This is a genomic window from uncultured Pigmentiphaga sp. (genome assembly GCF_937950555.1).
GTDB lineage: Bacteria > Pseudomonadota > Gammaproteobacteria > Burkholderiales > Burkholderiaceae_B > Pigmentiphaga.
Window position 1 is genome coordinate 70,427 of the sequence record NZ_CALFCW010000076.1, and the last position, 26,740, is coordinate 97,166.

The window sequence follows — 26,740 nt, forward strand, 5'->3', positions numbered from 1 at the left end:
ATGATCAGTTTTCCCTGCCGTGCTCGTGTTTGGCCATATATTTCTTGGACCCATGCTTATGGCATGAGGTTGTGGAAATTGCCCGCGGGCGTGATCGTCTCTCGTCAGACGAACCCGAAGCGAGGCTGACCGCGACCACCTTGAACCCTCGGTTCAGGATGCCGGCCTAACGACACAGGCGGGGACCCTACTCCAACCGGAGCATACACGTGTGTGCTCCGGTTTTTTTTTGGCCTTGGAAACCGCTCGCCCGCGGCAACCTCTTTCTTTTTTACTCAAGACTTCCGAAAGACATGGATCCTTTATTGATCGTCGCACTACTGGTTCTCGGCGCCTGCACCGGCTTTGCCGCCGGGCTGCTCGGCATAGGGGGAGGCATGATCATGGTGCCCTTCCTCACCATGCTGTTCACGTGGAAACAGCTGCCGCCCGAATTGGTCGTGCATGCGGCGATCGCAACGTCCATGGCTTCCATTCTCTTCACGTCCATTTCGAGCGTGCGCGCGCACCACAAGCGCGGCGCCGTACGGTGGGACATCGTGGCGCGCTTTGCGCCGGGACTCGTGGTAGGTGGCCTGCTCGCGGGCGGCGCCGTGTTCTCTTTCCTGAAGACGGGCTGGCTCGCACTCGCGTTCGCCATCTTCGTCGGCTACTCGGCCCTGCAAATGCTGCTCGACAAGAAACCCAAGCCCTCGCGCCAAATGCCCGGCACGGTGGGAACCTCCGCGGCCGGCGCGGGCATCGGCTTTCTCTCGGGGCTGGTGGGCGCAGGCGGCGGCTTTGTGTCCGTCCCTTTCATGACCTGGTGCAACGTGCCGCTGCACAACGCCGTGGCCACATCGGCCGCCCTCGGTTTCCCCATCGCGGCCGCCAACACCATCGGTTACATCTGGTCAGGCATGCAGCAGGCCAGCACGCAACCCGGCATGCTCGGGTATGTCTATTGGCCGGGACTGCTCGTGCTAATCGTATCCAGCGTACTGCTCGCGCCTGTCGGCGCGGCCACTGCGCACAAGCTGCCGGTGAAGTCGCTCAAGCGCATCTTCGCCTACCTGCTGATGCTGCTGGCCGTGTACATGCTATACAAGGGCGTCACCTCGCTCGGCGCCGCGTAGCGCTCGCCCGGATCCGTCGCGCCGTCAGCCCTGTTTTCCCACTAAGACAAGGAATCACGCCATGGATCATCGCTTTGCCCCTGCCCTAATGGTTCGCCGGGTTTTGCTCGGCACCTCTTTCGCCGCGCTGGCCGCGACATCCTCCGCTGCCCTCGCGCAGACCGCATCAGAGGCCAAGCCAGACCGGCCGACGATGACGCTTTCGGCCGGTGCAACCGCGGAAGTGGCGCAAGACAAAGTGACGATCACGCTCTCGCGCGAAATCGAAGGAACGGACCAGACCAAGCTTTCGCAAGAGCTCAACCAGGTGCTCGAGACCACCTTGGCCGAGGCCAAGCAAGGCCGTGCCGTCAGCGCGCGTACTGGCAACTACAACATCTGGGCGAACACCGACCGCAACGGACGCATCACAGGCTGGCGCGGCCGCGCCGAGCTGATCCTGGAATCCAAGGACTTCGTCGCGGCCTCCAAGCTGGCCGGCGAGCTGAGCCGCCACATGGCTGTCTCCAATGTGGCGTTCTCCCTATCGCGCGAAGCGCGAGAGGCAGAAGAGCAACGCCTGCTGGCCGAAGCGGCCAAGGCCTTCGATGCGCGCGCCGCGCTGGCGGCCAAATCCTTCGGCTTCTCGGGCTACGCGATCAAGCAGATCGACCTGAGCGGCAGCGGCACGGTCACGCCGGCGCCGCGCGCCTACGCCATGGCTGCGCCGGCCATGGAAGCCAAAATGGCCGACCTGCCGCTGGAAGGCGGCAAATCGACGGTAACGGTTTCGATCCGCGGGACGGTGTACCTGCAGTAACCGTGCGCGGCGGCTCAGGCCGCCGCCCGCCGCCGCGACCAGGCAAATATCGCGATGCCGGCCAGCACCATGGGCAGGGACAGCCACTGGCCCATGCTGAGCCCTCCCGCCAGGGTACCAAGGAAGCTGTCCGGCTCTCGGGTGTATTCCACCAGGAAACGAAACACGCCGTAGCCGGCCAGGAACACCGCGCTCACCTGCCCGACGGGCCGCGGCCGGCTCGCGAATATCCACACGATCGCAAAAAGGGCCAAGCCCTCCAGGCCGACTTCATACAGTTGCGAAGGATGGCGCGCGACGCCGTCTCCGGCCTGGGGAAACACCATGGCCCAAGGCACGGACGCGGCCCGGCCCCACAATTCGCCGTTGATGAAATTCCCCATCCGCCCGGCGGCCAGGCCGAGCGGCACCAAGGTCGCGACGAAATCGCCGAGCTCGAGGAAACGGAATCCCCGCCGCCGGGCAAAGAGCGCCATCACGAGCAGCACGCCGAGCAAGCCGCCATGGAACGACATGCCTCCATGCCAGACGGCGAAGATCTCGAGCGGATGGGCGAGGTAATACGCAGGCTTGTAAAACAGCACGTAGCCGAGCCGCCCTCCCGCCACTACGCCCAGCACGCAATAAAACAGCAAATCGTCCAGGTCGCGCTGGGTCAGCGCCGTCTTGCCGTGCCTGATGCGCCAGCGGCCCAGCGTCCAGGCCAACACGAAGGCCACCAAATACATGAGGCCGTACCAACGCACGGCCAAGGGACCGATTTCGAACGCGATGGGTGAAAACTGCGGGTGAACCAACATGTTGCGCGCGCCTTCCTTTGAAAGGCCGAAGCGTGCCCCGGCCGGCGGTATCGGAGTGCTGGATGATAACTCCCCGCCAGCGCACGGCCGCGACAAATCGACGCAGCCCGCCATCAACACAAGCCCCCGTGTTTATACTTTGGCCCGCGGGGCCTTCTGGCCCTCGCCTCGTCGCATCAAATTCGGAATAGAGATGACCCCCGTTCGTTTCGTGTGCATCGGCGCACTCCTGGCGCTCGCCACGCTGCATACGACGGCCGGCGCACAGACCACCGGCCTCGACCTTGCCAAATCGAAGAACTGCCTGTCGTGCCACCAGGTCGACGCCAAGCGCGTGGGCCCCTCTTATGTGCGGGTGGCCGAACGCTACGAAGGCGACCCTGAAGCAGAAGCAAGGATCATTGCCTCCATCCGCAAGGGCAGCTTCCGCAAATGGGGCGCGATACCCATGCCTGCGCAAAACGCCGTCAGCGACGAAGAGGCACGGCAGCTGGCGCAGTGGATTCTCACGTTGAAGCCCGGGAAGCGATGAGCGCTGCCGTCTCGCGGCAATTCCGCGCAGGCGGCATACACTATGGGCCTGGGCGCACAGCGCGCCGGCATCCTAGGTGAGGAACGTCATGTCCGCACAAGTCGAAACGGCCGTGTTCGGCGGCGGCTGCTTTTGGTGTATCGAAGCCGTGTTCCAGCAGATCGAAGGCGTGCTGCGCGCCGAGCCAGGCTACGCCGGCGGCCACGTGGAGCAGCCGACTTACGAACAAGTTTGCTCGGGCAATACCGGCCACATCGAGGTCGTGTCCGTCACCTACGACCCCCAGGTGATCGGCTACCGGGAGCTGCTGGAGATTTTCTTCGCCTCGCACGACCCCACCACGCGCGACCGGCAGGGTAACGACGTCGGGCCGCAATACCGCTCCGCGATTTTCTGGCAAACGCCGGAGCAGGAGCAGGCCGCGCGCGAGGTCATCGCAGACCTCGAAGCGCGCAACGTGTTCCGCGCGCCCATCGTGACGGAGCTGCTCCCGCCCGCTACGTTCTGGCCCGCGGAGGAATATCACCGCGATTATTTCCTTCGCAACCCGGGCCAGGGCTATTGCGCCTTCGTCATCGCCCCCAAGGTCGCGAAGATGCGCCAGGGCTTCGCGCACAAACTGAAGAAATCCTGAACGAATGCCGACATGAATCGACGCCGGATCGTCCAAGCCAGCTGCCTTGTGCTGGCATGCGCAGTGGCGTGGTTGCCCGCCGCCGCGGAACAGCCTGCCTATCCTTCGCGCCCCATCCGTTTCATCGTGCCCTATCCGCCCGGCGGCCCGCTCGACGTCATGGCGCGCACCCTGGCCGAAAAAGTCCGGCCCACGCTGGGCCAAGCCATGATCGTCGAAAACAAGCCTGGCGCGGGCGGCAACATCGGGGCCGACATGGTCGCGAAATCCGCCCCGGACGGCTACACCCTCGTCATGGGCGCGGTCGCCACGCATGCGATCAACCCGGCGCTGTTTCCGAACATCCCGTACGATCCCGTCAAGGACTTTGCGCCCATCGTCCTGGTCGCCTCCGTGCCCAACGTCCTGGTGATGAACCCGGCTACGGCGGCCAAGCTGCACGTGGAGTCGGTGCAAGACCTCGTCGCCTACGCCAAGCGCAACCCCGGCAAATTGAACATGGGTTCGGGCGGCAATGGCAGCGCCGGCCACCTCGCGGGCGAACTGCTCAAGGCACGCGCCGGCGTCTTCGCGGTGCACATTCCCTATCCCGGCGCAACGCCTGCGCAGCTGGCGCTGATGAGCGGGCAGACCGATTTCATGTTCGACAACCTCGCGGCGGCTTCGCCTTTGATCGCCTCCGGCAAGCTCAAGGCACTGGCCGTGACCACCGCGACGCGCTCGCGCCTGCTGCCGGCCGTCCCGACCATGGCGGAGGCCGGCGTCCGCGAATTCGATCTCGGAACGTGGTTTGGCATCTTCGCGCCTGCGCGCACGCCGCAGGACGTCATTCAAAAACTGCACCGAGAATTCGCACGGGCGCTGACGAGCCCTGAGGTACGCCAGCGCCTGGCAAGCATGGGTTCGGATGCAGCGCCCGGCACGCCTGAATCCCTGGCGGCGCTGGTGCAGGCCGACCTGCGCAAATACGCGGAAATCGTCAAGGCCTCCGGCGCGAAACTGAACTGACCGAGCCGGAGCGCGTTGCGGGCGCGGGTTCAGCCGGCCCGCCTGTCCCAATGCCCGGCGGGCGGGCGTGTACGGTGATCCGGCCCGCCCTCGGCGACGTGGGCGCCGGGCGCATCCATTCCTTGACTGGAGACCAGGCGCCAGACCAGCTCCACCGCATTGCGCGCGCCGAGCTTGGCCAAGACTCTTGCACGATGAACTTCGACCGTGCGTATCGAAATGCCGAGCCGATCGGCAATCACTTTATTCGCCCGCCCTTCGATCAACAGGTCCATGACTTCGCGCTCCCGCGGCGTCAAGAGCTGCCTGCGATCCTGACCGTCCCCCTCCCAGTGTTTCGACTCCATGGTTCATCCTTTTGCCTTGCTTCTTCGACACGTGCGAGGAGCCCGACCTGCGCTCGCTCGCCGGCTAGTCTGCATGACTTCGAGAAGGCAAAAAATCTGTCAAGGCTGACAGGCGGCTGAACGTCATATAGATCAATTCGGCACATCGTTGTGCCGATCCATCATTTTTCGGGAAAACCCCGACCCAATAAGGGCAAATTCTTGATTCGCGCGCGCTCGCCGTGAGCTAACATGCCGGCCTTGCAAGTGAAGTCATAGGAGCCCGCTTCAATGCGCATACAGTCACAACAAAATTTTTGGGCCGGGTTGATGTTCGTCGCCCTCGGCCTATTTTTTGCCTACTTTGCAGTCGACTACCAGATGGGAACGGCCGCAAAGATGGGGCCGGGATATTTCCCTTTCTGGCTAGGGGTGATCTTGGCGATACTCGGTGCGATCATCGGCATCTCGTCGCTGTCGCCCAAGGCCGAGAAAACGGTGGTGCCCAAGTTCCACCTCAAGATCATGGCCATCATCCTGGGTAACGTGATCCTGTTCGGCATCCTGCTCCGCCCGCTCGGCCTCTACCTCTCCGCTTTCCTGTTGGTTCTGCTCTCCAGCATGGCCAGCCACGAATTCAAGTGGAAAGTTGCGATCATCAACGGCATCTGCCTGACCATCGCGATCCACGTGATCTTCATTATGGGCCTGGGTCTGATCTTTCCGCTGTGGCCTTCGTTTCTCGGTTTGAACTAAGGAAAGCCACAACATGGAACTCGTTGAACACCTGGCCATAGGCTTTAATACGGCCCTGTCGTTTCAGAACATCATGTATGCATTCGTGGGGTGCCTGATCGGTACCCTGGTGGGCGTGCTGCCGGGCCTCGGCCCCGTCCCCACCATCGCGATGCTGCTGCCCATCACCTATGCGCTGCCCCCCGTGGCCGGCCTGATCATGCTGGCGGGCATCTACTACGGCGCCCAGTACGGCGGCTCCACCACCGCCATCCTGGTGAACCTGCCCGGTGAGACCTCCGCCGTGGTGACCTGCTTGGACGGCTACCAAATGGCCCGCAACGGCCGCGCCGGCCAGGCACTGGCCATCGCCGCGATCGGCTCCTTCTTCGCCGGCTGCGTGGGTACCCTGCTGATCGCCGGCTTCGCGCCCCCGCTGGCCGAAGTCGCGTTCCAGTTCGGTCCTGCCGAGTACTTCTCGCTGATGGTGCTGGGCCTGATCGGTGCCGTGGTGCTGGCCTCTGGTTCGCTGATCAAGGCGATCTGCATGATCTTGCTCGGCCTGCTGATCGGCATGGTCGGTACCGACGTGAACTCCGGCGTGGCCCGCTTCTCGTTCGGCATCCCCGAGCTGACCGACGGCATCGACTTCGCCGCCGTGGCCATGGGCGTGTTCGGTTTCTCCGAAATCATCAACAACGTCGAGCAGAAGGGCGAACGCGAAGTCTTCCTGGACAAGATCGGCCACCTGTATCCCACCTGGGAAGACCTGAAGGATGCTGCCCCCGCCATCGTCCGCGGCACGGCCATCGGCTCGGCCCTGGGCATCCTGCCCGGCGGCGGCGCGGTGATGTCTGCCTTCGCGTCCTACACGGTCGAGAAAAAACTTTCGAAAAAGCCTGAAACCTTCGGCAAGGGCAACATCCGCGGCGTGGCAGGCCCGGAATCGGCCAACAACGCCGGCTCGCAGACCTCGTTCATCCCGCTGCTGACGCTGGGTATCCCGGGCAACGCGATCATGGCGCTGATGGTCGGCGCGATGACCATCCACAACATCCAGCCTGGTCCCCAGGTCATGACCTCGAACCCGGACCTGTTCTGGGGCCTGATCGTGTCGATGTGGATCGGCAACCTGATGCTGGTGATCCTGAACCTGCCGCTGATCGGCATCTGGGTCAAGCTGCTGAAGGTTCCCTACCCCATCCTGTTCCCGGCCATCCTGTTGATCTGCTCGATCGGTGTCTACACGCTGAACTACAACGTGTTCGACATCTGGATGACGGCAGCCTTCGGCGTGGTCGGCTACATCTGGTTCAAGCTGAAGTGCGAAGGCGCCCCGCTGCTGCTGGGCTTGGTGCTGGGCCCCATGATGGAAGAGAACTTCCGCCGTGCGCTGCTCCTGTCGCGTGGCGATTTCTCGACCTTCGTCACCCGCCCGCTGTCGGCGACGCTGCTCGGTGTGGCCGTCTTCCTGGTGCTCATCGTGGCCTCGCCCACGATCCGGAAGAAGCGCGAAGAAACCTTCGTCGAAGACTGACGGACACCACCGCCGCCTCGCGCGGCATGAAAAGGGCGCCAACGTGGCGCCCTTTTTTTTGCCCCCGTCCGCCACACGCCCGCGGCGGCGCACCATTCTCGCGACGCGGCATATACACTTTGCCTTGGCAATGGAGAATCCAGCATGACATCGATTGGAACCAAGACCTACGAATCTATCGCTCCGCTCAACGTCAGCTTCATCGGACTGGGCGTGATGGGCTTTCCCATGGCGGGCCACCTGGCCCAAGCCGGACATGCCGTCCGGGTCTACAACAGGACCCCCTCCAAGGCACGGCAATGGACCCAGGAGTTCGTCGGCACGCACGCGCCGACCCCGAGGGAAGCCGCCGAAGGCGCCGACATCGTGTTCATTTGCGTGGGCAATGACGACGACCTGCGCAGCGTCGTGCTCGGTCCGGATGGCGCATTGGCCGGCATGAAACCCGGCACGCTGCTGGTCGACCACACGACGGCCTCGGCCAGGGTGGCGCGCGAGCTATACGCCACGGCGCGCGACCAGGAGGTTGCCTTCATCGACGCTCCTGTTTCCGGCGGCCAGGCCGGCGCCGTCAACGGCGTGCTCACGGTCATGTGCGGCGGCGACCAGGAAGCGTTCGACCGCATGCGGCCGGTGGCGATGGCCTATTCACGCGCGGTCACCCGCATAGGCGAGCCCGGCGCGGGCCAGCTGGCCAAGATGGTCAACCAGATTTGCATCGCGGGCCTAGTGCAGGGCTTGGCCGAAGGAATCGCGTTCGGCATGAAGGCCGGGCTGGACATGAAGCTGGTACTGGACGTGATTTCCAAGGGCGCGGCGCAAAGCTGGCAGATGGAGAATCGCGGCGCGACGATGGTCGACGGGCAGTTCGACTTCGGGTTCGCGGTGGACTGGATGCGGAAGGATTTGGGCCTGGTATTGGAAGAGGGGCGCCGCAACGGGGCCCGCCTGCCGGTGACGGCGCTGGTCGACCAGTTCTATGCCGACATCCAGCAGATGGGCGGCAACCGCTGGGATACGTCTTCGCTGATCAAGCGGTTGTAAGGGGTCGAGGCGTATCCGCCCCCGTGCCGGCCGAGACCTGCGCCGTGCCGCCCATCAGCGCGCCGACGCAGCGGCCCCTGGTTCGCCCAGCACATCCAGCGCCTTGTCCAGCGGCCACGCCAACTCCACGACCAGGGCGGCAATCCCGCCCAAATCATCGATGCTCACCCAAGGCAGCGAACCACCGGGCGGCGGCACGTCGCTGACGACCGCGCCGATGCTTGGGTCCTCGGGGTACAGCCACGGCTTGCCGTTGGCCGATCGATGCACCTCGATCTTGACGTGCGGGTCGCGCTTGAAGCCTTCGACGAGGATCAGGTCCACGGGGCTGAAGCGTCGCAACAGCTCGGCCAGCGAAGGCTCGGGCGCGCCGCGCAGTTCGTGCATCAGCGCCCAGCGGTGCGCAGACGCGATCAGCACTTCCGAGGCGCCGGCCTCGCGGTGCAGGTAGGAATCCTTGCCAGGCTTGTCGATGTCGAAAGTATGGTGGGCATGCTTGAGTGTCGAGACGCTATAGCCCTTGGCCCGCAGGGCCGGGATCAGCCTCGACAAAAGCGTGGTCTTGCCGGCCCCGCTCCATCCGGCCAGCCCCAGGATGCGCGTCATCAGATGAGCCCGTCGAAAGGCAGGACGTCCACGAGTTCGCCCGCCGCCACGTTGCCCTGGTCATGGGCCAGGACCACGAGCCCATTGGCCTGGCTCATGCTGCGCAATATGCCCGAGCCCTGCGAGCCCGTGATGCGCACCTCCCAGCCGCCATCGGCCGCAGGCGTCACGATGCCGCGCTGGTATTCGGTGCGCCCCGGCTTCTTGCGTATGGGCGTGACGCTCGCTGCGCGCAGCATGGGGAGGGGCGCGGGCGTCGCGCCGCTCATGGCCAGCAAGGCATCGCGCACCAGGGCGTAAAACGTCACCATGACCGCGACCGGATTGCCCGGCAACCCGAACAAAATGGCGCCGCGGCCGCCGGTCTCGATGCGTCCGATGGCCATCGGGCGGCCGGGGCGCATCGCGATGCGCCAGAACAGCACGTCGCCCAGCCGCGCCATGATGGCCTTGGTGTAGTCGGCCTCGCCCACGCTCACGCCGCCCGAGGTAATGACGACGTCGGCATTGGCCGCGGCCTCGCGGAATGCCGCCTCGAGCGCCTGGGGATCGTCGCGCACCACGCCCATGTCGAGGACATCCACGCCCAGCCGCTGCAGCATGCCCCATAGGGTGTAGCGGTTGCTGTCGTAGACGCAGCCCGGATCGAGCGGCTCGCCGATCGAGCGCAACTCGTTGCCCGTGGAAAAGAAAGCCACGCGCAGGCGCCGCCACACGGGCACCTCCGCCCGGCCGAGCGAGGCCAGCATGCCGATGTCTGCCGGGCGCAGCACGCGGCCCGCCGCCAGCGCGACGTCGCCTCGCGCCAAGTCTTCGCCCGCCAGGCGTCGGTTCTCGCCGGGCCTGACCGCCCCCGCGGGAATGACGACCCGGTCGCCATCGACCTTGACGAACTCCTGTGGCACCACGGTATCGAGCCCTGCGGGCATGGTGGCGCCGGTCATGATGCGCACGCACTGGCCCGGCGCAACGTCGCCTTGGTAGCCATCGCCCGCCAAGCCGCTGCCTACCACCTGCAGGACCGTGTCGCCGCCGGCCGCGAGGTCTGTCCCGCGCAGCGCATAGCCATCCATGGCCGAGTTGTCGTGCGAGGGTACGTTGATGTCGGAGATGACATCCCGCGCCAGCACGCGACCCAGCGCCGAGCGCAGCGCCAGCATCTCCACGCCTTCGACGCGCGGCACGAGGCGGGCAATGAACTCGCGCGCCTGCGCCACCGGCAAGGCATTCGGATCATAGCCGTTGACACAGGACGAAATCTCTTCGAGGGTAGGCAGGGTCTTGTCGTTCATAGCGTCAGAGCTGCTGCAGTTCGGCCAGCGTATTGGCGCCGGCAAAGGCGGCCGGGTCGTCGAAGGGAACTTCGACGCAGCGGTGCGTGGCGGTCCATTTGTCGATCTTGCGCTCACCGGCCGTCGTGAAGGCCACGAGACTGTCGAGCAGGTCGGTCTTCATCAGGCAGAAAACAGGCTGGGTGCGCAGCACCCCGCCTTCCGTCGTCGCTGCCATCGCGATCTCGGCGTCGGCCGCCTCGAGCCCGGCCGCGAGGCGAGCCACGAGATCCTCCGGAAACTTCGGCGTGTCGCACGGCACGGTCACCAGGTATGGCGTCTCGCAATGCTCGAGCCCGGTCAGGAAACCGGCCAGCGGGCCGGCGTAGTCGGGCAGCGCGTCGGGCCACACCGGCACGCCCATGGACTCATAGGCCGCGAGGTTGCGGTTCGCGTTGATCAGCACCTGCCCCACTTGCGGGGCCAGCCTGAGCAGCGCATGCATGGCCAAGGGAATGCCCTGGTAATTCTGCAGCCCCTTGTCGACGCCGCCCATGCGGCTGCCGCGGCCTCCGGCCAAGATGACGCCGGTGATGGAATCTTTGTCGATCATGCGGGCGAGTATAGACGACCCTCGGTCGATTTCTTCCTGCCCGCGGGAGATGGTCTAATATCCCCATAGGCCCTGCGACACGCAGCTTTTCATTCACGAGCACGTCCATTCCAATGGCCACACCCGAATCCATTCTCCAGGCCCTGCAAACCGTCATCGACCCGAACACCGGCAAGGACTTCGTTTCCACCCGTGCGGTCAAGAACCTCGAAGTGAACGGCGGCGACGTCTCGTTCGACGTCCTGCTCGGCTATCCGGCCAAGAGCCAGATACCCGCCCTGCGCAGCGCCCTCATCGCCGCCGCCCGCACAGTGCCCGGCGTAACCAACGTGAGCGCGAACGTGCGCACGGAGGTCGTCGCGCACGCGGTGCAGCGTGGCGTCCCGTTGCTGCAGGGCGTCAAGAACGTCATTGCGGTCGCCTCGGGCAAAGGGGGCGTGGGCAAGAGCACGACCGCGGTCAACCTCGCGCTGGCCCTGGCCGCCGAGGGCGCGCGCGTCGGCCTGCTGGATGCAGACATCTACGGGCCCAGCCAGCCGCTCATGATGGGCATCGATGCCCGCCCCGTCAGCGACGACGGCAAGACCATGGAGCCCCTGGAAAACTACGGGGTGCAGGTCATGTCCATCGGCTTCCTGGTGGCGCCCGACGAAGCCATGATCTGGCGCGGGCCGATGGCCGTGCAGGCGCTCGAGCAATTGCTGCGGCAGACCAACTGGAAAGACCTCGACTACCTAATCGTCGACCTGCCCCCCGGCACTGGCGACATCCAGCTCACGCTCAGCCAGCGCGTGCCCATGACGGGAGCGGTCATCGTCACCACGCCACAAGACATCGCGCTGCTCGATGCGCGCAAGGGCATCAAGATGTTCGAGAAGGTCGGCGTGCCCATCCTGGGCGTGGTCGAAAACATGGCCGTGCACGTCTGCAGCCAGTGCGGGCACGTCGAGCACATCTTCGGTGCCGAAGGCGGCAAGAAGATGGCCGCGGAATACGAAGTCGCCTACCTTGGCGCGCTGCCGCTCGACATCAACATCCGGCTCCAGGCCGATAGCGGCAAGCCCTCGGTGGTGGCCGATCCCGACGGGGAAATCGCGGGCCTCTACAAGAGCCTCGCGCGCCAGGTGGCGGTGGCCGTAGCGGCCAAGAACAAGGACTTCTCGTCCAAGTTCCCGACTATCACCATCAGCAAGGACTCCTGACCGATGCCGAGGTCGAAATGAGCGCACCGACACCCCGCCTCGAGGTTGCCGTGCTCATGCGCAAGGAGCGCGTGACCGGCCCCATGAGCCGGTGGCAGGAATGGCGCTGGACGCTGGACGACGTGATCGCGGCCGAGCCGGGTTTCGGCGCAGCGCCCCGCCGCCTGCGCAAGGACGACGACGGCGAAATCTGGCTGCATCCCGGCTATGCGGTCGAACTGCTCAAGGACGACGCCGAGGGCTATTACCTGAACGCCTCCACCGATGCGCCGTGCTGGTTCGTGATGTGGCGCATGGAAGAGCTTCCGGCCGTCTGCGAGGAGCCCCTGGCCCGGCCGCAACTGGTCACGCTCAGCTACTACCACGCCGGCCGCCTGCTCGATGCGCAGGAAACCGTCGAGCAGCTTCCCGCGCCGGAGCCCGTCGTGGCCTGGCTGCGTGAGTTCGTGGCGGAGAACTACGTGGCCGAGCCCAAGCGCAAGCGCCGGCCGGTGAGCTTCATCCCGCTGCAGGACCGCTTCGGGAATCCCGCTTCGATCAGCACTGGCGAACGCCGCAAGGGAGAAGACGCGTGAGCGGCAAGTCTTCCCACCAGGCGGCCTGCCTCGCCATGATTGAGGACGATGCACCATGAGCCGCGATGAAGAAGGCTTCCTGGGTCGCTGGGCGCGGCGCAAGGCTATCTCGCGCAAGGAAATGCCTGCCAACCCGCCGGCGAGCCCGGCGCCGCCTGATGCCGCCGCCTCTCCACTGCCCACCGAGGCGCCGGAGGCAGGCGCCGCCCTGCCGTCCCGCGCCGGGCAACCTGCGCCCGAACCTCGCGCAACCGATGCACACGCCAGCCCGCCTCCCCTGGAGTCCGGCGCAGGCGAAGCGCATGCCTCTTCGCCGCGCCTGCCGACGCTCGACGACCTCGCTGCGCTGACGCCGCAGTCCGACTTCTCTGCCTTCATGCGGCCGGGCGTCGCCCAGGACGTCAAGCTGGCGGCACTCAAGAAGCTATTCTCCGATCCCCATCACAATGTGATGGACGGCTTGGACATATACATCGACGACTACTCCTCGCCGCCCGTCCTGCCCGCTTCCGCGCTCAAGAAAATGGTGAGCGCCCGCGTGCTCTCGCTCATCGAGGACGAGCCGGAGAGCGCGACCCCGGAGAACCTCCCGCCCGCGCAGCCCGCGCCGGCCCCGTCGCCCGAGGCCAGCGAGGCATCCGCGGCGCGACGAGCCGAGGCTTCGGCGCCCGCCAATGGCGGCGAACGTTCCGTGCTAGAGTCGGAGACCTCGGCCGAGGCATCCCGCAACGGCCAAATGCAATTCGATTTTTCAGCGCCCGACGGCAAAGCCTAGGGCCGCCGAGAACTTCATGCCCATACTGATTTGCGACTGCAACAAGACCATGCCGCTCGATTCGGCGTCGCTCGGCGATGCGCTCGATGAACGGCTGGTCCTGCACTCCACGCTTTGCCGCCATGAGGTAGGCGCGTTCCAGCGCGCCGTCGCGGGCACGGACCCGGTCATCGTTGCCTGTACGCAGGAAAAGCGGCTATTCGGCGAAGTCGCCGAACACACGGAAGGCGCTACGGCGCCGGTGCACTTCGTCAACATCCGAGAGACGGGAGGCTGGAGCCGCGACGCCGCGCAAGCCATGCCCAAGCTGGCCGCATTGCTGGCTGCCGCGCGCCTGCCCGAGCCTGAACCCGTGCCGGTGGTCACCTATCGCAGCGCCGGACGCCTGCTCATCGTCGGCCCGCTCGACGCGGCCGAACGCGCGGCCGACCTCCTCAGCGATGCGCTCGATGTCACCCTCTTCGCGCGCGGCCCTGGTGCAACCGGGGGGGAACAGGAGCGCCGCTATCCGGTACTCAGTGGCCGCCTGGAGTCCGTGCAAGGCTGGCTGGGCGCGTTCGAACTCGCGTGGACCCAGTCCAACCCCATCGACCTCGACCTCTGCACGCGATGCAACGCCTGCCTCGAGGCCTGTCCGGAGTCAGCCATCGGGCTTGACTACCAGGTCGACCTCGAACGCTGCACATCGCACCGCGCGTGCGTCCAAGCCTGTAAGGTCGCAGGCGCCATCGACTTCGAGCGCCCCGCCCAGCAGCACCGCGCGCAGTTCGACCTCATCCTGGAACTGGGGGCGCAAACCCTGTTCGAGCAGCACGCGCCGCCCCAGGGTTACTTCCGCTGGGACGGCACCGACCCGGCTCCGCTGATGAAACTGCGGGAGATGGTCGGCGAGTTCGAGAAACCCAAATTCTTCGACTACAAGCCATCGCTGTGCGCCCACAGCCGCAACGACATCGTGGGCTGCCGCGCCTGCGTGGACGTCTGTTCGGCCCAAGCAGTCGAAAGCGACAAAAGCCACCAGCAGATCCGCGTCAATCCCAATCTCTGCGTCGGCTGCGGCGCGTGCACCACGGCTTGCCCCACCGGCGCGATCACCTACTCTTATCCTCCAGTCGCGGACCAAGGCGCCAGGCTGCGTACATTGCTCGCAACCTATGCGCAGGCGGGCGGCAGTGCGCCGGTCCTGCTATTCCACAGCCAGGAATCCGGCCGGCGGCTCGTCGAACGGCTGGGCCGCGAGGCCAGGCTGGGCAAGCGGCACGGCGTCCCGGCCAACGTCATGCCCGTGTCGCTCTGGCACACGGCCAGCCTGGGGCTCGAGGCCTGGCTCGGCGCCATCGCGCTGGGCGCCTCGCAGGTGGTCGTGCTGGCTACCGACGAAGAAGCGCCCCAGTACCTCGAGACCCTCGCATCGCAAATGCGCGTGGCCCAGGCCATCCTCGACGGCCTGGGCTACACCGGCCCGCACCTGCACCTGCTGCAGCCGGCGTCCGTGGAAGCGCTCGACGCCTCCCTGCAGGAGATCGCGGCACGCCGCCCCGTCGTGCCGCCGCAAGCCGCGCGCTACGCCATGGTCCGCGAAAAGCGCAGCACCCTCGAGATGGCGCTCGATCATCTCATCGCGCACGCGCCCAACCCGGCAGGCGAAGCGGTGCCGCTGCCAGCCGGCGCGCCAGGGGCTGGATCCCTGCTGGGCAGCCTGGCCATCGACAAAGAGGCCTGCACGCTGTGCATGAGCTGCGTGGGCGCCTGCCCGGCCAGCGCGCTGCTGGACAACGCCGAGGCGCCGCAGCTGCGGTTCGTCGAAAAGAACTGCACGCAATGCGGCCTGTGCGTAAAGACCTGCCCGGAGAGGGCGCTGCAACTGGAACCGCGCCTGCTGCTCACGCCTGAACGCAAGCAGCCTCGCGTCCTGAACGAAACCGCGCCCTTCCATTGCGTGCGCTGCGGCAAGCCTTTCGGCACCCGCAAGGCCATCGAGGCCATGCTCGGCCGGCTCGGCGGCCACCCCATGTTCCAGGGCGAAGCCCTCGAGCGCCTGAAAATGTGCGGCGATTGCCGCGTGGTCGATCTCTACTCCGCCTCCGGCGAAATTCGCATCACCGACATATGAACGCATCCATTTCTCCGTCGGACATCGGTTCCGCCTCGCTGGACGAAGAAATTGCCCGCGCCGAGATCTACGGCGTGCTCGCCAGGCTGTACTTTGCACCGCCCGATGCGGAGTTCGCCGCCAAACTGCGCGCTGCGGCCACTGACGCCCCCACGGCCGGCGCCTTCCTGGAAACGCCCTGGCGCGATCTCGTCGAAGCGGCCCGCGCCGCAGACGACCAGGCCTTGCGGGACGAATACGACGCCTTGTTCGGCGGCCTCGGCAAGCCCGAGGTGTATTTGTACGGCTCGCACTACCAAGACGGCTTCCTGAACGAAAAGTCCTTGGTCAAGCTGCGCGACGACCTCGCCGAAATAGGCCTGGCGAAAGATCCCTCGGTTGGCGAAACCGAGGATCACATCGCCTACCTGTGCGAAGTCATGCGGTACTTGATCGCCGGCGACGACGCGGCGCATTGCAACCTCTCGACGCAGCAGCGGTTCTTCGCGCGCCACCTGCAGCCTTGGGTGCATGCGATGTGCGACGCGATCGCCGGTCATCCGCGCGCGCGCTTTTACGCCGCCCTGGCAGAATTCACGCGCGCCTTCGCCAGCGTGGAGGCGCAGGGCTTCGACATGCTGGGCTAAGGCGCTGCGAGACCGACGCAAGATATTGCATTGCAACATCGGCGCTCATGCGTGCGCCGCGTCGCATTGCCGCGCATTTCAAGGGTAAACACTCAGGCATGGATTTGCCTGGATACTGTTACAGGCGGTACAGTATGCAAAGCACTTCATATCCCCCGGTTCCCAGGGAGACAGCCATGTCCAAAAACGCCAAGATATCCCGTCGAGGATTCTTCCTAGGCGCTGCCGCCGCGAGCGCTGCCGCCGTGGGCGCAGCCGTTGCTCCGTCCCTTCGCCAGGATCCGGCGCCCTCAGCCGCTGCCAAGCCCGCCCCCGAAAAAGGAGGCGGCTACAGCGTCACCGAACACGTCAAGCGTTACTACAAAACCACGCTTGTCTAACCCACGGAGCACGGCATGTTGCTGACCAAGAAACCCAGCGCCGCTCCGTCCGGCGCTTCCGCTTCCTCATCCTCCTTCGTTCACAGCCTGCGCCGCGGCATGGCGCAAGCCCTGCCGACCATGGACCGCCGCACGTTCCTGCGGCGCTCCGGCGTGGGCATCGGCGCCGGCCTCGCCGCCACGCAGCTGAGCCTGGTCAAGAAGGCCGAGGCCGCCAGCGCAGACCAGCAGGCCGGCACCGGCAAAGGCAAGGTCGAAGTCAAGCGCACCGTCTGTACGCACTGCTCGGTGGGCTGCGCCATCGACGCTGTCGTCGAGAACGGCGTCTGGGTCCGGCAGGAGCCGGTCTTCGACTCGCCCATCAATCTCGGCGCGCATTGCGCCAAGGGCGCCTCGGTGCGCGAGCACGGCCACGGCGAACATCGCCTGCGCTATCCGATGAAGCTGGTCAACGGCAAGTACCAGCGCATCAGCTGGGATACGGCGCTCGAGGAAATCTCGGCCAAGCTGCTGCAGCTGCGCAAGGAAAGCGGCCCCGACTCGCTCTACGTGGTCGGCTCTTCCAAGCACAGCAATGAGCAGTCGTACCTGCTGCGCAAGTTCATGAGCTTCTGGGGCAGCAACAACTGCGACCACCAGGCCCGCATCTGCCACTCCACCACGGTCGCCGGCGTCGCCAACACCTGGGGCTACGGGGCGATGACGAACTCGTACAACGACATGCAGAACGCCAAGGCGGCGCTCTACATCGGTTCGAACGCCGCCGAAGCCCACCCGGTCTCCATGCTGCACTTGCTGCATGCCAAGGAGCGCGGCTGCAAGGTCATCGTGGTCGACCCGCGCTTCACGCGCACCGCGGCCAAGGCCGACCGGCACGTGCGCATCCGCTCCGGCACCGACGTGGCCTTCCTGTTTGGCTTGCTCTACCACATCTTCCAGAACGGCTGGGAAGACAAGAACTACATCAAGGCGCGCGTCTACGGCATGGACGAAGTCAAGGCCGAGGTGCTCGCCAAGTGGACGCCGGACAAAGTCGAGGAAGTCTGCGGCGTGGACGAAGCCACGATGTACGAAGTCGCCAAGACCATGGCCGAGAACCGTCCCAGCACGCTGGTGTGGTGCATGGGCCAGACCCAGCACACCATCGGCAACGCCATGGTTCGCGCCTCCTGCATCGTGCAGCTGGCCCTGGGCAACATCGGCGTCTCGGGTGGCGGAGCCAACATCTTCCGCGGCCACGACAACGTGCAAGGCGCGACCGACGTCGGTCCCAACCCTGACTCGCTGCCCGGCTACTACGGTTTGGCCGAAGGCTCTTGGCGACACTTCGCCCGCGTCTGGGGCGTCGACTACGACTGGATCAAGAGCCGCTATGCCTCGCCCGAGATGATGACCAAGTCCGGCATCACCGTCTCGCGCTGGATCGACGGCGTGCTCGAGAACAACGAGCTCATCGACCAGGATTCCAACCTGCGCGCCGTCATCTTCTGGGGCCATGCGCCCAACTCGCAGACGCGCGGCCTGGAAATGAAGCGGGCCATGGACAAGCTCGACCTGCTGGTCGTGATCGATCCCTATCCCTCGGCCACGGCCGCCATGGCCGCCATGCCCGGGCGCAGCGAAGACCTCAACCCCAACCGCGCCGTCTACCTGCTGCCCGCGGCCACGCAGTTCGAGACCAGCGGATCCTGTACCGCATCGAACCGCTCGCTGCAGTGGCGCGAGAAGGTCATCGAGCCGCTCTGGGAGAGCCGCACCGACCACATGATCATGTACCAGCTTGCGCAGAAGCTCGGCTTCGGCAACGAGCTGTGCAAGAACTACAAGATGCAGAAGGTCAAGGGCATGGACGAGCCCGTGCCGGAAGACATCCTGCGCGAAATCAACCGCAGCACCTGGACCATCGGCTATACCGGCCAAAGCCCCGAGCGCCTCAAGGCCCACATGCGCCTCATGCACGCGTTCGACGTGCGCACGCTGCGGGCGAAAGGCAGCCTGGTCGACAAGGAAACGGGATACGACATCGCCGGCGATTACTTCGGCCTGCCCTGGCCCTGCTTCGGCACGCCGGAACTCAAGCACCCCGGCTCGCCCAACCTGTACGACACCAGCAAGCACGTCATGGAAGGCGGCGGCAACTTCCGCGCCAACTTCGGCGTCGAGCGCAATGGCGTGAGCCTGCTGGCCGAAGACGGATCGCACTCCAAGGGTGCCGACATCCCGACCGGCTACCCGGAATTCGACCACGTGCTGCTCAAGAAGCTCGGCTGGTGGGATGAGCTCACCGAAGCCGAAAAAGCCGAGGCCGAAGGCAAGAACTGGAAGACCGACCTCTCGGGCGGCATCATCCGCGTCGTGATGAAGAATCACGGCTGCCATCCGTTCGGCAACGCCAAGGCGCGCGCCGTGGTCTGGAACTTCCCGGATCCCATCCCGCAACACCGGGAGCCGCTCTACGGGACTCGCCCGGACCTCATGGCCAAGTACCCGACGCACGACGACATCAAGACCTTCTGGCGCCTGCCCACGCTGTACAAGTCCGTACAACAGAAGAACATCGCCGACAAGCTGCACGAGAAGTTCCCCCTCATCCTCACCTCGGGCCGCTTGGTCGAATACGAGGGCGGCGGGGACGAGACCCGGTCCAATCCCTGGCTGGCCGAGCTGCAGCAGGAATCCTTCGTGGAGATCCACCCGAAGGCGGCTGCCGAACGCGGCATTACCAACGGCTCACGCGTGTGGGTCGTCACACCCACCGGCGCACGCCTGAACGTCCAGGCCCTCGTGACCGAACGGGTTGCGCCGGATACGGCCTTCATGCCGTTCCACTTCGCCGGACGCTGGCAGGGCAAGGACCTCCTGGAGTACTACCCCGAGGGGGCGGCCCCCGTCGTGCGCGGCGAGGCGGTCAACACCGCGACCACCTACGGCTACGACTGCGTCACCATGATGCAGGAATCCAAGACCACCATCTGCAACATCGAGAAGGCATAGGAGCGCGCCATGGCCAGAATGAAGTTCATCTGCGATGCTGAGCGCTGCATCGAGTGCAACGCCTGCGTCACGGCGTGCAAGAACGAGCACGAAGTCCCCTGGGGCGTCAACCGCCGGCGGGTCGTCACGCTCAACGACGGCGTGCCGGGCGAAAAATCCATCTCGGTGGCCTGCATGCACTGCAGTGACGCGCCCTGCATGGCGGTCTGTCCGGTCAACTGCTTCTACCACACCGATGAAGGCGTGGTGCTGCACAACAAGGACACCTGCATCGGCTGCGGCTACTGCTCCTACGCCTGTCCGTTCGGCGCCCCGCAGTTCCCCTCGCAGGGGACCTTCGGCGTGCGCGGCAAGATGGATAAATGCACCTTCTGCGCCGGCGGCCCCGAGGCCCATGGCAGCGAGGCAGAGTTCAAGAAGTACGGGCGCAACCGCTTGGCCGAAGGCAAGCTGCCGGCCTGTGCCGAAATGTGCTCGACCAAGGCCCTGCTCGCGGGCGACGGCGACGTGATCGCCGACATCTTCCGCACCCGCGTGGTCACGCGCGGCAAGGGCGCCGAAGTCTGGGGCTGGGGCACCGCCTACGGCTCCAAGCAGGCAGGCCAGCCGCAAGGCACCCAGTCGAACGCACCTGCGAACGGAGGCAAGTGATGAGAGCCGCCACCTTCCTCGCCATTGCGCTCGTGCTCGGCACGGCCGCCTGCACCGAACGGGATCAATCGCTCTACCAAGGCAAGGTCGAAAACGGCAAGCCCGCGTACGAAGGCACGGGCGTGCAGGCGTTCACCGCGCCGGGCTGGACGCCCGGCGACCGCAACAGCTGGGAGCAGGAGCTCAAGACACGCGCCCAGCGCGGCCAGAACGACTATTCACGCGTCAGCAACTGACCGGAGGACGCCATGCTACGGTCATTATTCGCCGCGCTCGCCCTGTGCGGCGCCACGCTGGGGCCCATGGCTGCTCACGCGGCCGATGCCGCACCGCAGCCGTCGGGCAATACCTCGATGGGCGCCATCCAGAGCGCCAATATCTTCGAGGTCAAGCCCGACGCCAGCCAGGAACCGGGTTACGCCGAACAGACCAACGCGCAGCGTGCCCAGGTCCAGCCGGGCAACAACGCGCCGCACTGGCGCCTGGTCAACTCGGGCCAGCCGGGCTATAGCAGCCTGCCCCACAGCCAGGCGCCGGAGGCCGGCGTGCTGATCCAGCGCTTCGTGCAATACCCCGGCTCGAAATACACCTCGGCCGGGGAAGCCTGGCGCCAGGTGCGCAACGATTGGATCATCCCGTACGGCGGCTCGCTGCTCCTGATCGTCTTGGTGGCCATCGCGCTGTTCTACTTCGCCAAGGGCCCCATCACCGTCCATGGCGCGGAAACCGGCCGCAAGATCGAGCGCTTCACCTATTTCGAGCGCGCGGCGCACTGGGTCAATGCGGTCGCCTTCGTCGTGCTGGCCGTCTCCGGGCTGGTCATGGCCTTCGGCAAGTTCTTCCTGCTGCCCATCATGGGCAGCGCGCTGTTCGGCTGGATGACCTGGGCGCTCAAGACGGCGCACAACTTCGTCGGCCCCTTGTTCGCGGTCTCGTTGCTGGTGGTGTTCTTCACCTTCATCCGCGACAACCTGCCCAAGCGCGAGGACCTCACCTGGCTGCGCAAGGGCGGCGGCCTCTTCAACGGCCAGCACGTGCCCTCCGGGCGATTCAACGCCGGCGAAAAGCTCGTGTTCTGGGGCGGCGTGATGTTCCTGGGCTTCATCGTCGTGGGCTCGGGCCTCGTGCTCGACCGCGTCCTCCCCGGCTTGGTCTACACGCGGGGCACGATGCAGGTCGCCCACATGATCCATGCCGTGGCCACGATCCTGATGATGTGCATGTTCCTCGGCCACATCTATCTCGGCACCATAGGCATGAAGGGCGCCTACAAGGCCATGAAGACCGGCTACGTGGATGAGACCTGGGCGCGCGAACACCACGAACTCTGGTACAACGATATCCAGGCAGGCAAGATCCCGGCCCAGCGCACGCAGCCCCGGTCGAAAAAACCGGATGCCCGGCCGGCCAACGCCTGATCGATCATCCAAAGGGCCATGGCGCGCTGCCATGGCCGCAGGAGACTACGCATGAAAACCGCTCTCGCCCTGTTACTTGCTTTCGTCTCCAGCGCCGCCCTGGCCAAGCTGCCGGCGCCTTCTCCCGAAGCGAAGGCCAAGGCTGCGGAAGCGGCAGCCCGCGCCGCCTGGTCCGCCAAGGTCGACAGCTACAAGCTCTGCCAGGCCCAGAACCGGGTCGCCAGCGCCTATTTCGCGAACCTCCAGGCGGCCGGCAAGCCCATGCCCCAGCCCGTGGCCACGCCCGCATGCGCGGACCCTGGCCCATTCACCTACACGCCGCCGGAAGATAAACCGCTCGAAGCCGCCGGCGCGCACTCCCCGTCGGGCACGGCCTCCTCGCCCCACAACACCAAGACGCCCGACGCCGCCTCCGAACCCAAGCAGTGAGCTCGCCGCATCGCCCTTTCCTAACCTCGGCCAGCGCACCACTGACCCGCGAAATCACCGTCGTCAACGAATACGGCGAGCGCAGCGTCATCTCCATTCCGGCCGAGCGCTCGCTCACGGTCTACGTCGACAAACGTGAGCTGGTCACGCTGATGACGCTGGGCGCGATGCCCGAGCTGCTCGTCCTCGGCTACCTGCGCAACCAGCGGCTCGTGCGCTCCATCGAAGACGTCGAAGCCGTCACCGTCGATTGGGAAGTCAATGCCGCCGCGGTGCAGACGCGCCGGGGCATCCAAGACATCGAAGCGCGCACTGCGCAGCGCGTAGTCACCACAGGGTGCGGACAGGGAAGCGTGTTCGGCGGGCTGATGGACGAACTCGAGGAAATCCGGCTGCCTGCCGAGGCGCGCCTCACGCAGGCGCAGCTCTACGGCCTGCTCGATGCCATCCGCGTGCAGGAAACCACCTACAAATCGGCCGGCTCGGTGCATGGCTGCGCGCTGTTCCGCGGTGAGCACATGCTGATGTTCGTCGAAGACGTGGGCCGCCACAACGCCATCGACACCATCGCCGGCTGGATGTGGCTGCAGGACCCTGCCGACATGGCAGGCGACGACAAGATCTTCTACACCACCGGCCGGCTCACCAGCGAAATGGTGATCAAGGCGGCGCAGATGGGCATCCCCATCGTCGTCTCGCGCAGCGGCATGACGCAAATGGGTTATGAGCTGGCCGAACGCCTCGGCCTGTGCGCCATCGGCCGCGCGACGAACAAGCACTTCGTTTGCTATACCGCCCCCTGGCGGCTCGTGCTGCAGACGGAACTGGCCGGCCCCCGGCGCCCCGCCCGTCCGGTCGCCCAAGGTGCCTGACTAGGCAGACGAACCGGACCCTTCGCCTTCGAGGGCTGGGGGAAGCATCAAGGGTAAACCTCAGTGGCGCTTGCCCCGCTTGGGCGTGCGGAAATGCCACCATGGCAACACGCGGTGCATGGCAAGTACTTCTCCGCTCTGCAACGGCTCATAGCCAGGCATGGCCGCGAGCCTGCGTTGCCAGGCCTCACTGCGCAAGACGCCCAATAAAGCCTGCGTGGCAGGCTGGTCGAGCGTCGATTTCAGGCAAACCAGGAAATAGCTTTCCGATATCAGGGGAATGAAATCCAGCCGGTGCGCCCGGGCTGCGATTTCTATGCCCAGGCCGGCGTCCGCCGCCCCGGAGGCCACGGCGTGCGCCACGGCCGCATGCGACGGCTCGGCGTGGTCATAGCCGTTCACGCTGGCGGGTGACACGCCTTCGCGCGCCAGCAGCTCATCGAGCAGCAGGCGGGTGCCAGTGCCCAACGAACGATTGACGTATCGCACCCCAGGCCGCGCGAGGTCTGCCAGGCCGCGGATGCCGAGCGGATTGCCGCGCGCCACCATGAGCCCCTGGCTGCGGCGGGCAAAGCCGATGATCTTGTGTTGCCCGGGCTGCAGCAGCGGCTTATAGGTGCGCTCGGCCAGCGAACCCGGCGGGGAATCGACGGGCACGTGAAAGCCGGCCATGCCGCAGCGGCCTTCGTTCAAGGCCTTGATCGCGTCGACGCTGCCGGTAAAGCGTATGTCGAGGTGTAGCTTATCGCTGGCCACCGCATGCTCGCGCAGCGCCGACAGCGCGTCGTCGTGGCTCGCGTGGAACGAGACCACGTGGGCGGCATCGTCGAACGCGACGGCAAACGCCCGCTCGAGGTCGGCATAGAGGGCGCCGATCTGCGGCGCGAGGCGCGCCTGCGCCTGGCGCTCGGCCCACAGCAACTTGTTGCCGAACGCCGTCAAGCGGGCGGGCTGCCCCTTCTCCCAGACGACCAGCGCGTGCCCCAGCGCCTGCTCCCAGCGCTTGAGCTCGCCCCAAACGTGCCGGTACGACAGGTCCAGGGCCTTGGCCGCCGCCGAGATGGAGCCGTGCTCGCGGATGGCGTGCAGCAGATCCATCAACGGATTGCGCAGGGTGGCCCCGTCGGTGCGGGAAACGCCGAAGGTATAGGAAAGTTGGACTTGATGCACGGCAGGAGTATAGCCCTGCGCCCCGGGCTGGCGGCGGCCTGCGGGCGTCGCCAGAACGGTTGCCGGCCGCGAGGAACGGTCGCGCCTAACGCCCAAAGGCTAACGCGACGAGCCCTATGCAATCCTGTTCATATCGCATCGCCCGACACACTCCGTTACCCTGGGACCCCGCACCAAGGTCCCTATGAATACGCTCACGGAAAGTGCGCTCACTGCGCTTCGGCTCATCGCCGCTCTTGATCCCACGCTGATCGACATCGTCAAGCTGTCGCTGGCGGTCAGCGCCTGTGCCTGCCTGCTCGCCTGCAGCGGCGGACTGGTGCTCGGCGCCTGGCTCGGCGTCGCGCGCTTCGCCGGCCGCGGAGCCGTGCTGACGGTACTCAACACCATGCTCGCCCTGCCGTCCGTGGTCGTCGGCCTGGTGGTCTACCTGCTGCTTTCCCGCTCCGGGCCGCTAGGCTTCCTCGGCTGGCTGTTCTCCTTCAAGGCCATGGTGGTCGCCCAAGCCATCCTGGTGCTGCCCGTGGTCACCGCGCTCACACGCCAGGTCGTCGAAGACGCCGAACGCAGCCATGGCGAACAATTGCGCTCGCTCGGCGCGGGCACCGTCATGCGCAGCCTGCTGCTGGTCTGGGACGAGCGCTTTGCGCTATTGACCATCTTGATTGCCGCCTTCGGGCGCGCCGTCTCCGAAGTCGGCGCGGTCATGGTGGTGGGCGGCAACATCGAAGGCTATACGCGCGTCATGACCACGGCCATCGCCCTCGAAACCAGCAAGGGCGACCTGCCGCTCGCGCTCGCCCTAGGCATCATCCTGCTCGTGGTCGTCCTAGTGCTCAACACGCTCATCTCCCTGCTGCGCCGTTGGCGCGAGCGGCGCGATGCCGGCATCGCCGGCTGGCTACGCATGCCAGACCTGACCACATGAAGCGCTCGGCCTCGATCCATCCGCTCACCGCCAGGCTCGCCCCGCCGCTCCCGGGATCGGCGGCAGCCAGCGGCCCGGCGCTATTTACCCTGCGCGGCGTCGACCTCCACTACGGCCCGGTGAAAGCCCTGGCCGGGGTCGACCTCGTGGTCCATGCAGGCGAGCGCGTGGCCCTCGTCGGTTCGAACGGCAGCGGCAAGAGCACGCTGCTGCGGGTGCTGCACGGCCTGCTCGCGCCGACGGCAGGCGTCGCCACGTGCGTGCCCCGTCATCGCCAGGCACTGGTATTCCAGCGTCCACACATGCTGCGCACCTCCGTGCAGAACAACGTCGCGCTCGGGCTGTGGCTGCGCGGCATGAAGTGGCGCGCTGCGCGGCAGGCCGCCTTGGATGCCCTGGCGCGCGTGGACATGGCCGGACTGGCCGGGCGCAACGCCAGGGCCTTGTCAGGCGGCCAGCAACAGCGCGTGGCCCTCGCGCAAGCATGGGCGCTCGATCCCGAAGCCCTGCTCCTGGACGAACCCACCGCCAATCTCGACCCGCACGCCAAACGCGAAGTCGAGGCGCTCATGCACGAATTCGCCCAGCCGCGCGCCGGCCGGCCCGTGACCATGGTGTTCAGCAGCCACAACCTGGGGCAGGTCAAGCGCCTGGCCAGCCGCGTCATCTACCTCGAGCAAGGCCGCATACTCGCGGACCTCCCCGTCGATTCGTTCTTCAACGGGCCGCTGCCCGAAGAAGCCGCCTTATTCGTGAAAGGAGAAAAAATATGAAGCGCATCCCGCACCTTGGCCGTATCTTCGCGTCATGGCTGCTGCCCGTGGCCACCGGCCTCGCCAGCCTACCCGCCGCGGCCGAGACCATCGTCATGGCCTCGACCACCTCGACCGAACAATCCGGCTTGTTCTCCCACCTCCTGCCGGCGTTCAAGCAAGCCAGCGGCATCGACATCAAGGTCGTCGCGCAAGGCACGGGGCAAGCCTTGGACACGGGCCGGCGCGGCGATGCCGACGTGCTATTCGTGCACGACCAGGCCGCCGAAGAGAAATTCGTCGCCGAAGGCTACGGCGTCAAGCGCTATCCCGTCATGTACAACGACTTCGTGCTGGTGGGCCCGGCCTCGGATCCCGCCGGCGTGAAGGGCAAGGACATCATCCAAGCGCTCAAGAAAGTCTCCGCCGCCAACGCGCCGTTCATCTCCCGCGGCGACCGCAGCGGCACGCACATGGCCGAACTGCGCTACTGGAAAGAAGCCGGCCTGGACGACAAGAAAGGCAATGGCTACAAGGCGTGCGGCTGCGGCATGGGTCCGGCCCTCAACATGGCGTCTTCGACCGGCGCCTACGTGCTCTCCGACCGCGGCACCTGGCTCAGCTTCAAGAACCGCGGCGACCTCACCATCCTAGTCGAAGGCGACGAGCGGCTCTTCAACCAATACGGCGTCATGGTGGTCAATCCCGCCAAGCATCCGCACGTGAAGGCAGCCGCCGCGCAGAAATTCGTGGATTGGGTCATCTCGCCCGCGGGGCAGCAAACCATTGCCAGCTACAAGATTGACGGCCAGCAGCTGTTTTTCCCGAATGCCAA

At 65.9% G+C, this 26,740-nt stretch carries 29 protein-coding genes and 1 other RNA gene; 24 read left to right on the forward strand and 6 right to left on the reverse strand.

Annotated features, from left to right (window positions below; genetic code table 11):
* Positions 1 to 8: 8 nt before the first annotated feature.
* The 3 genes from ssrS (at position 9) to Q0319_RS18995 (ending at position 1,914) form a co-directional block, all read left to right on the forward strand.
* Positions 9 to 189, forward strand: a non-coding RNA gene (ssrS, locus tag Q0319_RS18985) — 6S RNA.
* A 104-nt stretch (positions 190 to 293) separates the two neighbouring features.
* Entirely contained in the window at positions 294 to 1,115 is an 822-nt protein-coding gene (locus Q0319_RS18990; RefSeq protein WP_296463844.1) for a sulfite exporter TauE/SafE family protein, read from the forward strand.
* A 61-nt stretch (positions 1,116 to 1,176) separates the two neighbouring features.
* On the forward strand, positions 1,177 to 1,914 hold the full coding sequence (locus Q0319_RS18995) for an SIMPL domain-containing protein (RefSeq protein WP_299455198.1): 738 nt from the start codon (positions 1,177 to 1,179) through the stop codon (positions 1,912 to 1,914).
* Between the two features lie 14 nt (positions 1,915 to 1,928).
* Here Q0319_RS18995 and lgt read toward each other — a convergent pair whose 3' ends face one another.
* Positions 1,929 to 2,714, reverse strand: coding sequence for a prolipoprotein diacylglyceryl transferase (gene lgt / locus Q0319_RS19000; protein ID WP_296463841.1), 786 nt, complete (start codon positions 2,712 to 2,714; stop codon positions 1,929 to 1,931).
* 193 nt (positions 2,715 to 2,907) lie between these two features.
* Here lgt and Q0319_RS19005 point away from each other — a divergent pair, with 193 nt between their 5' ends.
* The 3 genes from Q0319_RS19005 (at position 2,908) to Q0319_RS19015 (ending at position 4,888) form a co-directional block, all read left to right on the forward strand.
* Positions 2,908 to 3,246: a c-type cytochrome gene (locus Q0319_RS19005; protein WP_296463837.1), complete on the forward strand. Its 339-nt coding sequence runs from the start codon at positions 2,908 to 2,910 to the stop codon at positions 3,244 to 3,246.
* An 88-nt stretch (positions 3,247 to 3,334) separates the two neighbouring features.
* Positions 3,335 to 3,880 carry a peptide-methionine (S)-S-oxide reductase MsrA gene (msrA, locus tag Q0319_RS19010; RefSeq protein WP_296463835.1) on the forward strand — a complete coding sequence of 182 codons (546 nt, stop codon included), beginning with the start codon at positions 3,335 to 3,337 and terminating at the stop codon, positions 3,878 to 3,880.
* Positions 3,881 to 3,892: 12 nt separating this feature from the next.
* A complete protein-coding gene (locus Q0319_RS19015; RefSeq protein WP_296463833.1) occupies positions 3,893 to 4,888 on the forward strand; it encodes a tripartite tricarboxylate transporter substrate binding protein in 996 nt (331 codons plus the stop codon).
* Between the two features lie 29 nt (positions 4,889 to 4,917).
* On the opposite strand, the gene Q0319_RS19020 is transcribed toward Q0319_RS19015, so the two are convergent.
* Entirely contained in the window at positions 4,918 to 5,235 is a 318-nt protein-coding gene (locus Q0319_RS19020; protein ID WP_296463831.1) for a helix-turn-helix transcriptional regulator, read from the reverse strand.
* A 270-nt stretch (positions 5,236 to 5,505) separates the two neighbouring features.
* Here Q0319_RS19020 and Q0319_RS19025 point away from each other — a divergent pair, with 270 nt between their 5' ends.
* From Q0319_RS19025 to Q0319_RS19035, 3 genes are all read left to right on the forward strand, one after another.
* The gene (locus Q0319_RS19025) at positions 5,506 to 5,970 is read left to right on the forward strand and encodes a tripartite tricarboxylate transporter TctB family protein (protein ID WP_296463829.1); all 465 of its coding nucleotides are present in this window, start codon (positions 5,506 to 5,508) and stop codon (positions 5,968 to 5,970) included.
* A gap of 13 nt (positions 5,971 to 5,983) precedes the next feature.
* A complete protein-coding gene (locus Q0319_RS19030; RefSeq protein ID WP_299455205.1) occupies positions 5,984 to 7,486 on the forward strand; it encodes a tripartite tricarboxylate transporter permease in 1,503 nt (500 codons plus the stop codon).
* Between the two features lie 144 nt (positions 7,487 to 7,630).
* Entirely contained in the window at positions 7,631 to 8,530 is a 900-nt protein-coding gene (locus Q0319_RS19035) for an NAD(P)-dependent oxidoreductase (RefSeq protein WP_296463826.1), read from the forward strand.
* A gap of 54 nt (positions 8,531 to 8,584) precedes the next feature.
* On the opposite strand, the gene mobB is transcribed toward Q0319_RS19035, so the two are convergent.
* Genes mobB through mobA form a run of 3 tightly spaced genes read right to left on the reverse strand, consistent with a single transcriptional unit; the run spans position 8,585 to position 11,020 of the window.
* The gene (gene mobB, locus Q0319_RS19040) at positions 8,585 to 9,136 is read right to left on the reverse strand and encodes a molybdopterin-guanine dinucleotide biosynthesis protein B (RefSeq protein ID WP_296463823.1); all 552 of its coding nucleotides are present in this window, start codon (positions 9,134 to 9,136) and stop codon (positions 8,585 to 8,587) included.
* Complete coding sequence (gene glp / locus Q0319_RS19045; protein WP_299455208.1) at positions 9,136 to 10,428, reverse strand: gephyrin-like molybdotransferase Glp; 1,293 nt, start codon at positions 10,426 to 10,428, stop codon at positions 9,136 to 9,138. Before glp ends, mobB begins: the two co-directional genes overlap by 1 nt.
* Positions 10,429 to 10,432: 4 nt before the next feature.
* Positions 10,433 to 11,020 (reverse strand): molybdenum cofactor guanylyltransferase MobA, encoded by a 588-nt coding sequence (gene mobA, locus Q0319_RS19050; RefSeq protein ID WP_296463820.1) that lies wholly within the window; start codon positions 11,018 to 11,020, stop codon positions 10,433 to 10,435.
* A gap of 113 nt (positions 11,021 to 11,133) precedes the next feature.
* On the opposite strand from mobA, the gene apbC reads away from it, so the two are divergent.
* From apbC to Q0319_RS19110, 12 genes are all read left to right on the forward strand, one after another.
* Positions 11,134 to 12,222, forward strand: a complete 1,089-nt coding sequence (apbC, locus tag Q0319_RS19055; RefSeq protein WP_296463818.1) for an iron-sulfur cluster carrier protein ApbC — start codon at positions 11,134 to 11,136, stop codon at positions 12,220 to 12,222.
* Between the two features lie 17 nt (positions 12,223 to 12,239).
* The gene (locus tag Q0319_RS19060) at positions 12,240 to 12,797 is read left to right on the forward strand and encodes a DUF3305 domain-containing protein (RefSeq protein WP_296463816.1); all 558 of its coding nucleotides are present in this window, start codon (positions 12,240 to 12,242) and stop codon (positions 12,795 to 12,797) included.
* A gap of 55 nt (positions 12,798 to 12,852) precedes the next feature.
* On the forward strand, positions 12,853 to 13,572 hold the full coding sequence (locus tag Q0319_RS19065) for a DUF3306 domain-containing protein (RefSeq protein ID WP_296463814.1): 720 nt from the start codon (positions 12,853 to 12,855) through the stop codon (positions 13,570 to 13,572).
* A 16-nt stretch (positions 13,573 to 13,588) separates the two neighbouring features.
* Positions 13,589 to 15,685 carry a 4Fe-4S binding protein gene (locus Q0319_RS19070; protein WP_296463812.1) on the forward strand — a complete coding sequence of 699 codons (2,097 nt, stop codon included), beginning with the start codon at positions 13,589 to 13,591 and terminating at the stop codon, positions 15,683 to 15,685.
* Entirely contained in the window at positions 15,682 to 16,311 is a 630-nt protein-coding gene (locus Q0319_RS19075) for a molecular chaperone TorD family protein (RefSeq protein ID WP_296463810.1), read from the forward strand. The genes Q0319_RS19070 and Q0319_RS19075 overlap by 4 nt, the downstream gene beginning before the upstream one ends.
* A gap of 176 nt (positions 16,312 to 16,487) precedes the next feature.
* Positions 16,488 to 16,691, forward strand: coding sequence for a formate dehydrogenase (locus Q0319_RS19080; RefSeq protein WP_296463808.1), 204 nt, complete (start codon positions 16,488 to 16,490; stop codon positions 16,689 to 16,691).
* Between the two features lie 15 nt (positions 16,692 to 16,706).
* Positions 16,707 to 19,685 (forward strand): formate dehydrogenase subunit alpha, encoded by a 2,979-nt coding sequence (locus tag Q0319_RS19085; protein ID WP_296463806.1) that lies wholly within the window; start codon positions 16,707 to 16,709, stop codon positions 19,683 to 19,685.
* 9 nt (positions 19,686 to 19,694) lie between these two features.
* Positions 19,695 to 20,336, forward strand: a complete 642-nt coding sequence (fdh3B, locus tag Q0319_RS19090) for a formate dehydrogenase FDH3 subunit beta (protein WP_296463804.1) — start codon at positions 19,695 to 19,697, stop codon at positions 20,334 to 20,336.
* Positions 20,336 to 20,572, forward strand: coding sequence for a hypothetical protein (locus Q0319_RS19095; RefSeq protein WP_296463801.1), 237 nt, complete (start codon positions 20,336 to 20,338; stop codon positions 20,570 to 20,572). Before fdh3B ends, Q0319_RS19095 begins: the two co-directional genes overlap by 1 nt.
* A gap of 12 nt (positions 20,573 to 20,584) precedes the next feature.
* The gene (locus tag Q0319_RS19100; protein ID WP_296463799.1) at positions 20,585 to 21,754 is read left to right on the forward strand and encodes a formate dehydrogenase subunit gamma; all 1,170 of its coding nucleotides are present in this window, start codon (positions 20,585 to 20,587) and stop codon (positions 21,752 to 21,754) included.
* A 51-nt stretch (positions 21,755 to 21,805) separates the two neighbouring features.
* Positions 21,806 to 22,183 (forward strand): hypothetical protein, encoded by a 378-nt coding sequence (locus Q0319_RS19105; protein ID WP_296463796.1) that lies wholly within the window; start codon positions 21,806 to 21,808, stop codon positions 22,181 to 22,183.
* Complete coding sequence (locus Q0319_RS19110; protein ID WP_299455218.1) at positions 22,180 to 23,055, forward strand: formate dehydrogenase accessory sulfurtransferase FdhD; 876 nt, start codon at positions 22,180 to 22,182, stop codon at positions 23,053 to 23,055. Before Q0319_RS19105 ends, Q0319_RS19110 begins: the two co-directional genes overlap by 4 nt.
* 60 nt (positions 23,056 to 23,115) lie before the next feature.
* Here Q0319_RS19110 and Q0319_RS19115 read toward each other — a convergent pair whose 3' ends face one another.
* Positions 23,116 to 24,225, reverse strand: coding sequence for a substrate-binding domain-containing protein (locus Q0319_RS19115; RefSeq protein ID WP_296463792.1), 1,110 nt, complete (start codon positions 24,223 to 24,225; stop codon positions 23,116 to 23,118).
* Positions 24,226 to 24,409: 184 nt separating this feature from the next.
* On the opposite strand from Q0319_RS19115, the gene Q0319_RS19120 reads away from it, so the two are divergent.
* The 3 genes from Q0319_RS19120 to Q0319_RS19130 form a co-directional block, all read left to right on the forward strand.
* Positions 24,410 to 25,153: an ABC transporter permease gene (locus Q0319_RS19120; protein ID WP_299455221.1), complete on the forward strand. Its 744-nt coding sequence runs from the start codon at positions 24,410 to 24,412 to the stop codon at positions 25,151 to 25,153.
* Positions 25,150 to 25,926 (forward strand): phosphate ABC transporter ATP-binding protein, encoded by a 777-nt coding sequence (locus Q0319_RS19125; protein ID WP_296463788.1) that lies wholly within the window; start codon positions 25,150 to 25,152, stop codon positions 25,924 to 25,926. Before Q0319_RS19120 ends, Q0319_RS19125 begins: the two co-directional genes overlap by 4 nt.
* On the forward strand, positions 25,923 to 26,740 hold an 818-nt coding region (locus Q0319_RS19130), incomplete at its 3' end, for an extracellular solute-binding protein (RefSeq protein WP_299455225.1). The genes Q0319_RS19125 and Q0319_RS19130, both read left to right, overlap by 4 nt.

Bases quoted from the DNA above. Each gene is read 5' to 3' on its own strand.
- mobA (WP_296463820.1), bottom strand. From the start codon at position 11,020: ATGATCGACAAAGATTCCATCACCGGCGTCATCTTGGCCGGAGGCCGC.
- Q0319_RS19100 (WP_296463799.1), top strand. From the start codon at position 20,585: ATGCTACGGTCATTATTCGCCGCGCTCGCCCTGTGCGGCGCCACGCTG.
- Q0319_RS19070 (WP_296463812.1), top strand. From the start codon at position 13,589: ATGCCCATACTGATTTGCGACTGCAACAAGACCATGCCGCTCGATTCG.
- glp (WP_299455208.1), bottom strand. From the start codon at position 10,428: ATGAACGACAAGACCCTGCCTACCCTCGAAGAGATTTCGTCCTGTGTC.
- Q0319_RS19020 (WP_296463831.1), bottom strand. From the start codon at position 5,235: ATGGAGTCGAAACACTGGGAGGGGGACGGTCAGGATCGCAGGCAGCTC.
- Q0319_RS19005 (WP_296463837.1), top strand. From the start codon at position 2,908: ATGACCCCCGTTCGTTTCGTGTGCATCGGCGCACTCCTGGCGCTCGCC.
- Q0319_RS19065 (WP_296463814.1), top strand. From the start codon at position 12,853: ATGAGCCGCGATGAAGAAGGCTTCCTGGGTCGCTGGGCGCGGCGCAAG.
- fdh3B (WP_296463804.1), top strand. From the start codon at position 19,695: ATGGCCAGAATGAAGTTCATCTGCGATGCTGAGCGCTGCATCGAGTGC.
- Q0319_RS18990 (WP_296463844.1), top strand. From the start codon at position 294: ATGGATCCTTTATTGATCGTCGCACTACTGGTTCTCGGCGCCTGCACC.
- Q0319_RS19030 (WP_299455205.1), top strand. From the start codon at position 5,984: ATGGAACTCGTTGAACACCTGGCCATAGGCTTTAATACGGCCCTGTCG.
- Q0319_RS19085 (WP_296463806.1), top strand. From the start codon at position 16,707: ATGTTGCTGACCAAGAAACCCAGCGCCGCTCCGTCCGGCGCTTCCGCT.
- apbC (WP_296463818.1), top strand. From the start codon at position 11,134: ATGGCCACACCCGAATCCATTCTCCAGGCCCTGCAAACCGTCATCGAC.
- Q0319_RS18995 (WP_299455198.1), top strand. From the start codon at position 1,177: ATGGATCATCGCTTTGCCCCTGCCCTAATGGTTCGCCGGGTTTTGCTC.
- Q0319_RS19015 (WP_296463833.1), top strand. From the start codon at position 3,893: ATGAATCGACGCCGGATCGTCCAAGCCAGCTGCCTTGTGCTGGCATGC.
- Q0319_RS19060 (WP_296463816.1), top strand. From the start codon at position 12,240: ATGAGCGCACCGACACCCCGCCTCGAGGTTGCCGTGCTCATGCGCAAG.
- Q0319_RS19025 (WP_296463829.1), top strand. From the start codon at position 5,506: ATGCGCATACAGTCACAACAAAATTTTTGGGCCGGGTTGATGTTCGTC.
- msrA (WP_296463835.1), top strand. From the start codon at position 3,335: ATGTCCGCACAAGTCGAAACGGCCGTGTTCGGCGGCGGCTGCTTTTGG.
- Q0319_RS19125 (WP_296463788.1), top strand. From the start codon at position 25,150: ATGAAGCGCTCGGCCTCGATCCATCCGCTCACCGCCAGGCTCGCCCCG.
- Q0319_RS19075 (WP_296463810.1), top strand. From the start codon at position 15,682: ATGAACGCATCCATTTCTCCGTCGGACATCGGTTCCGCCTCGCTGGAC.
- Q0319_RS19120 (WP_299455221.1), top strand. From the start codon at position 24,410: ATGAATACGCTCACGGAAAGTGCGCTCACTGCGCTTCGGCTCATCGCC.
- mobB (WP_296463823.1), bottom strand. From the start codon at position 9,136: ATGACGCGCATCCTGGGGCTGGCCGGATGGAGCGGGGCCGGCAAGACC.
- Q0319_RS19095 (WP_296463801.1), top strand. From the start codon at position 20,336: ATGAGAGCCGCCACCTTCCTCGCCATTGCGCTCGTGCTCGGCACGGCC.
- Q0319_RS19035 (WP_296463826.1), top strand. From the start codon at position 7,631: ATGACATCGATTGGAACCAAGACCTACGAATCTATCGCTCCGCTCAAC.
- Q0319_RS19105 (WP_296463796.1), top strand. From the start codon at position 21,806: ATGAAAACCGCTCTCGCCCTGTTACTTGCTTTCGTCTCCAGCGCCGCC.
- lgt (WP_296463841.1), bottom strand. From the start codon at position 2,714: ATGTTGGTTCACCCGCAGTTTTCACCCATCGCGTTCGAAATCGGTCCC.
- Q0319_RS19080 (WP_296463808.1), top strand. From the start codon at position 16,488: ATGTCCAAAAACGCCAAGATATCCCGTCGAGGATTCTTCCTAGGCGCT.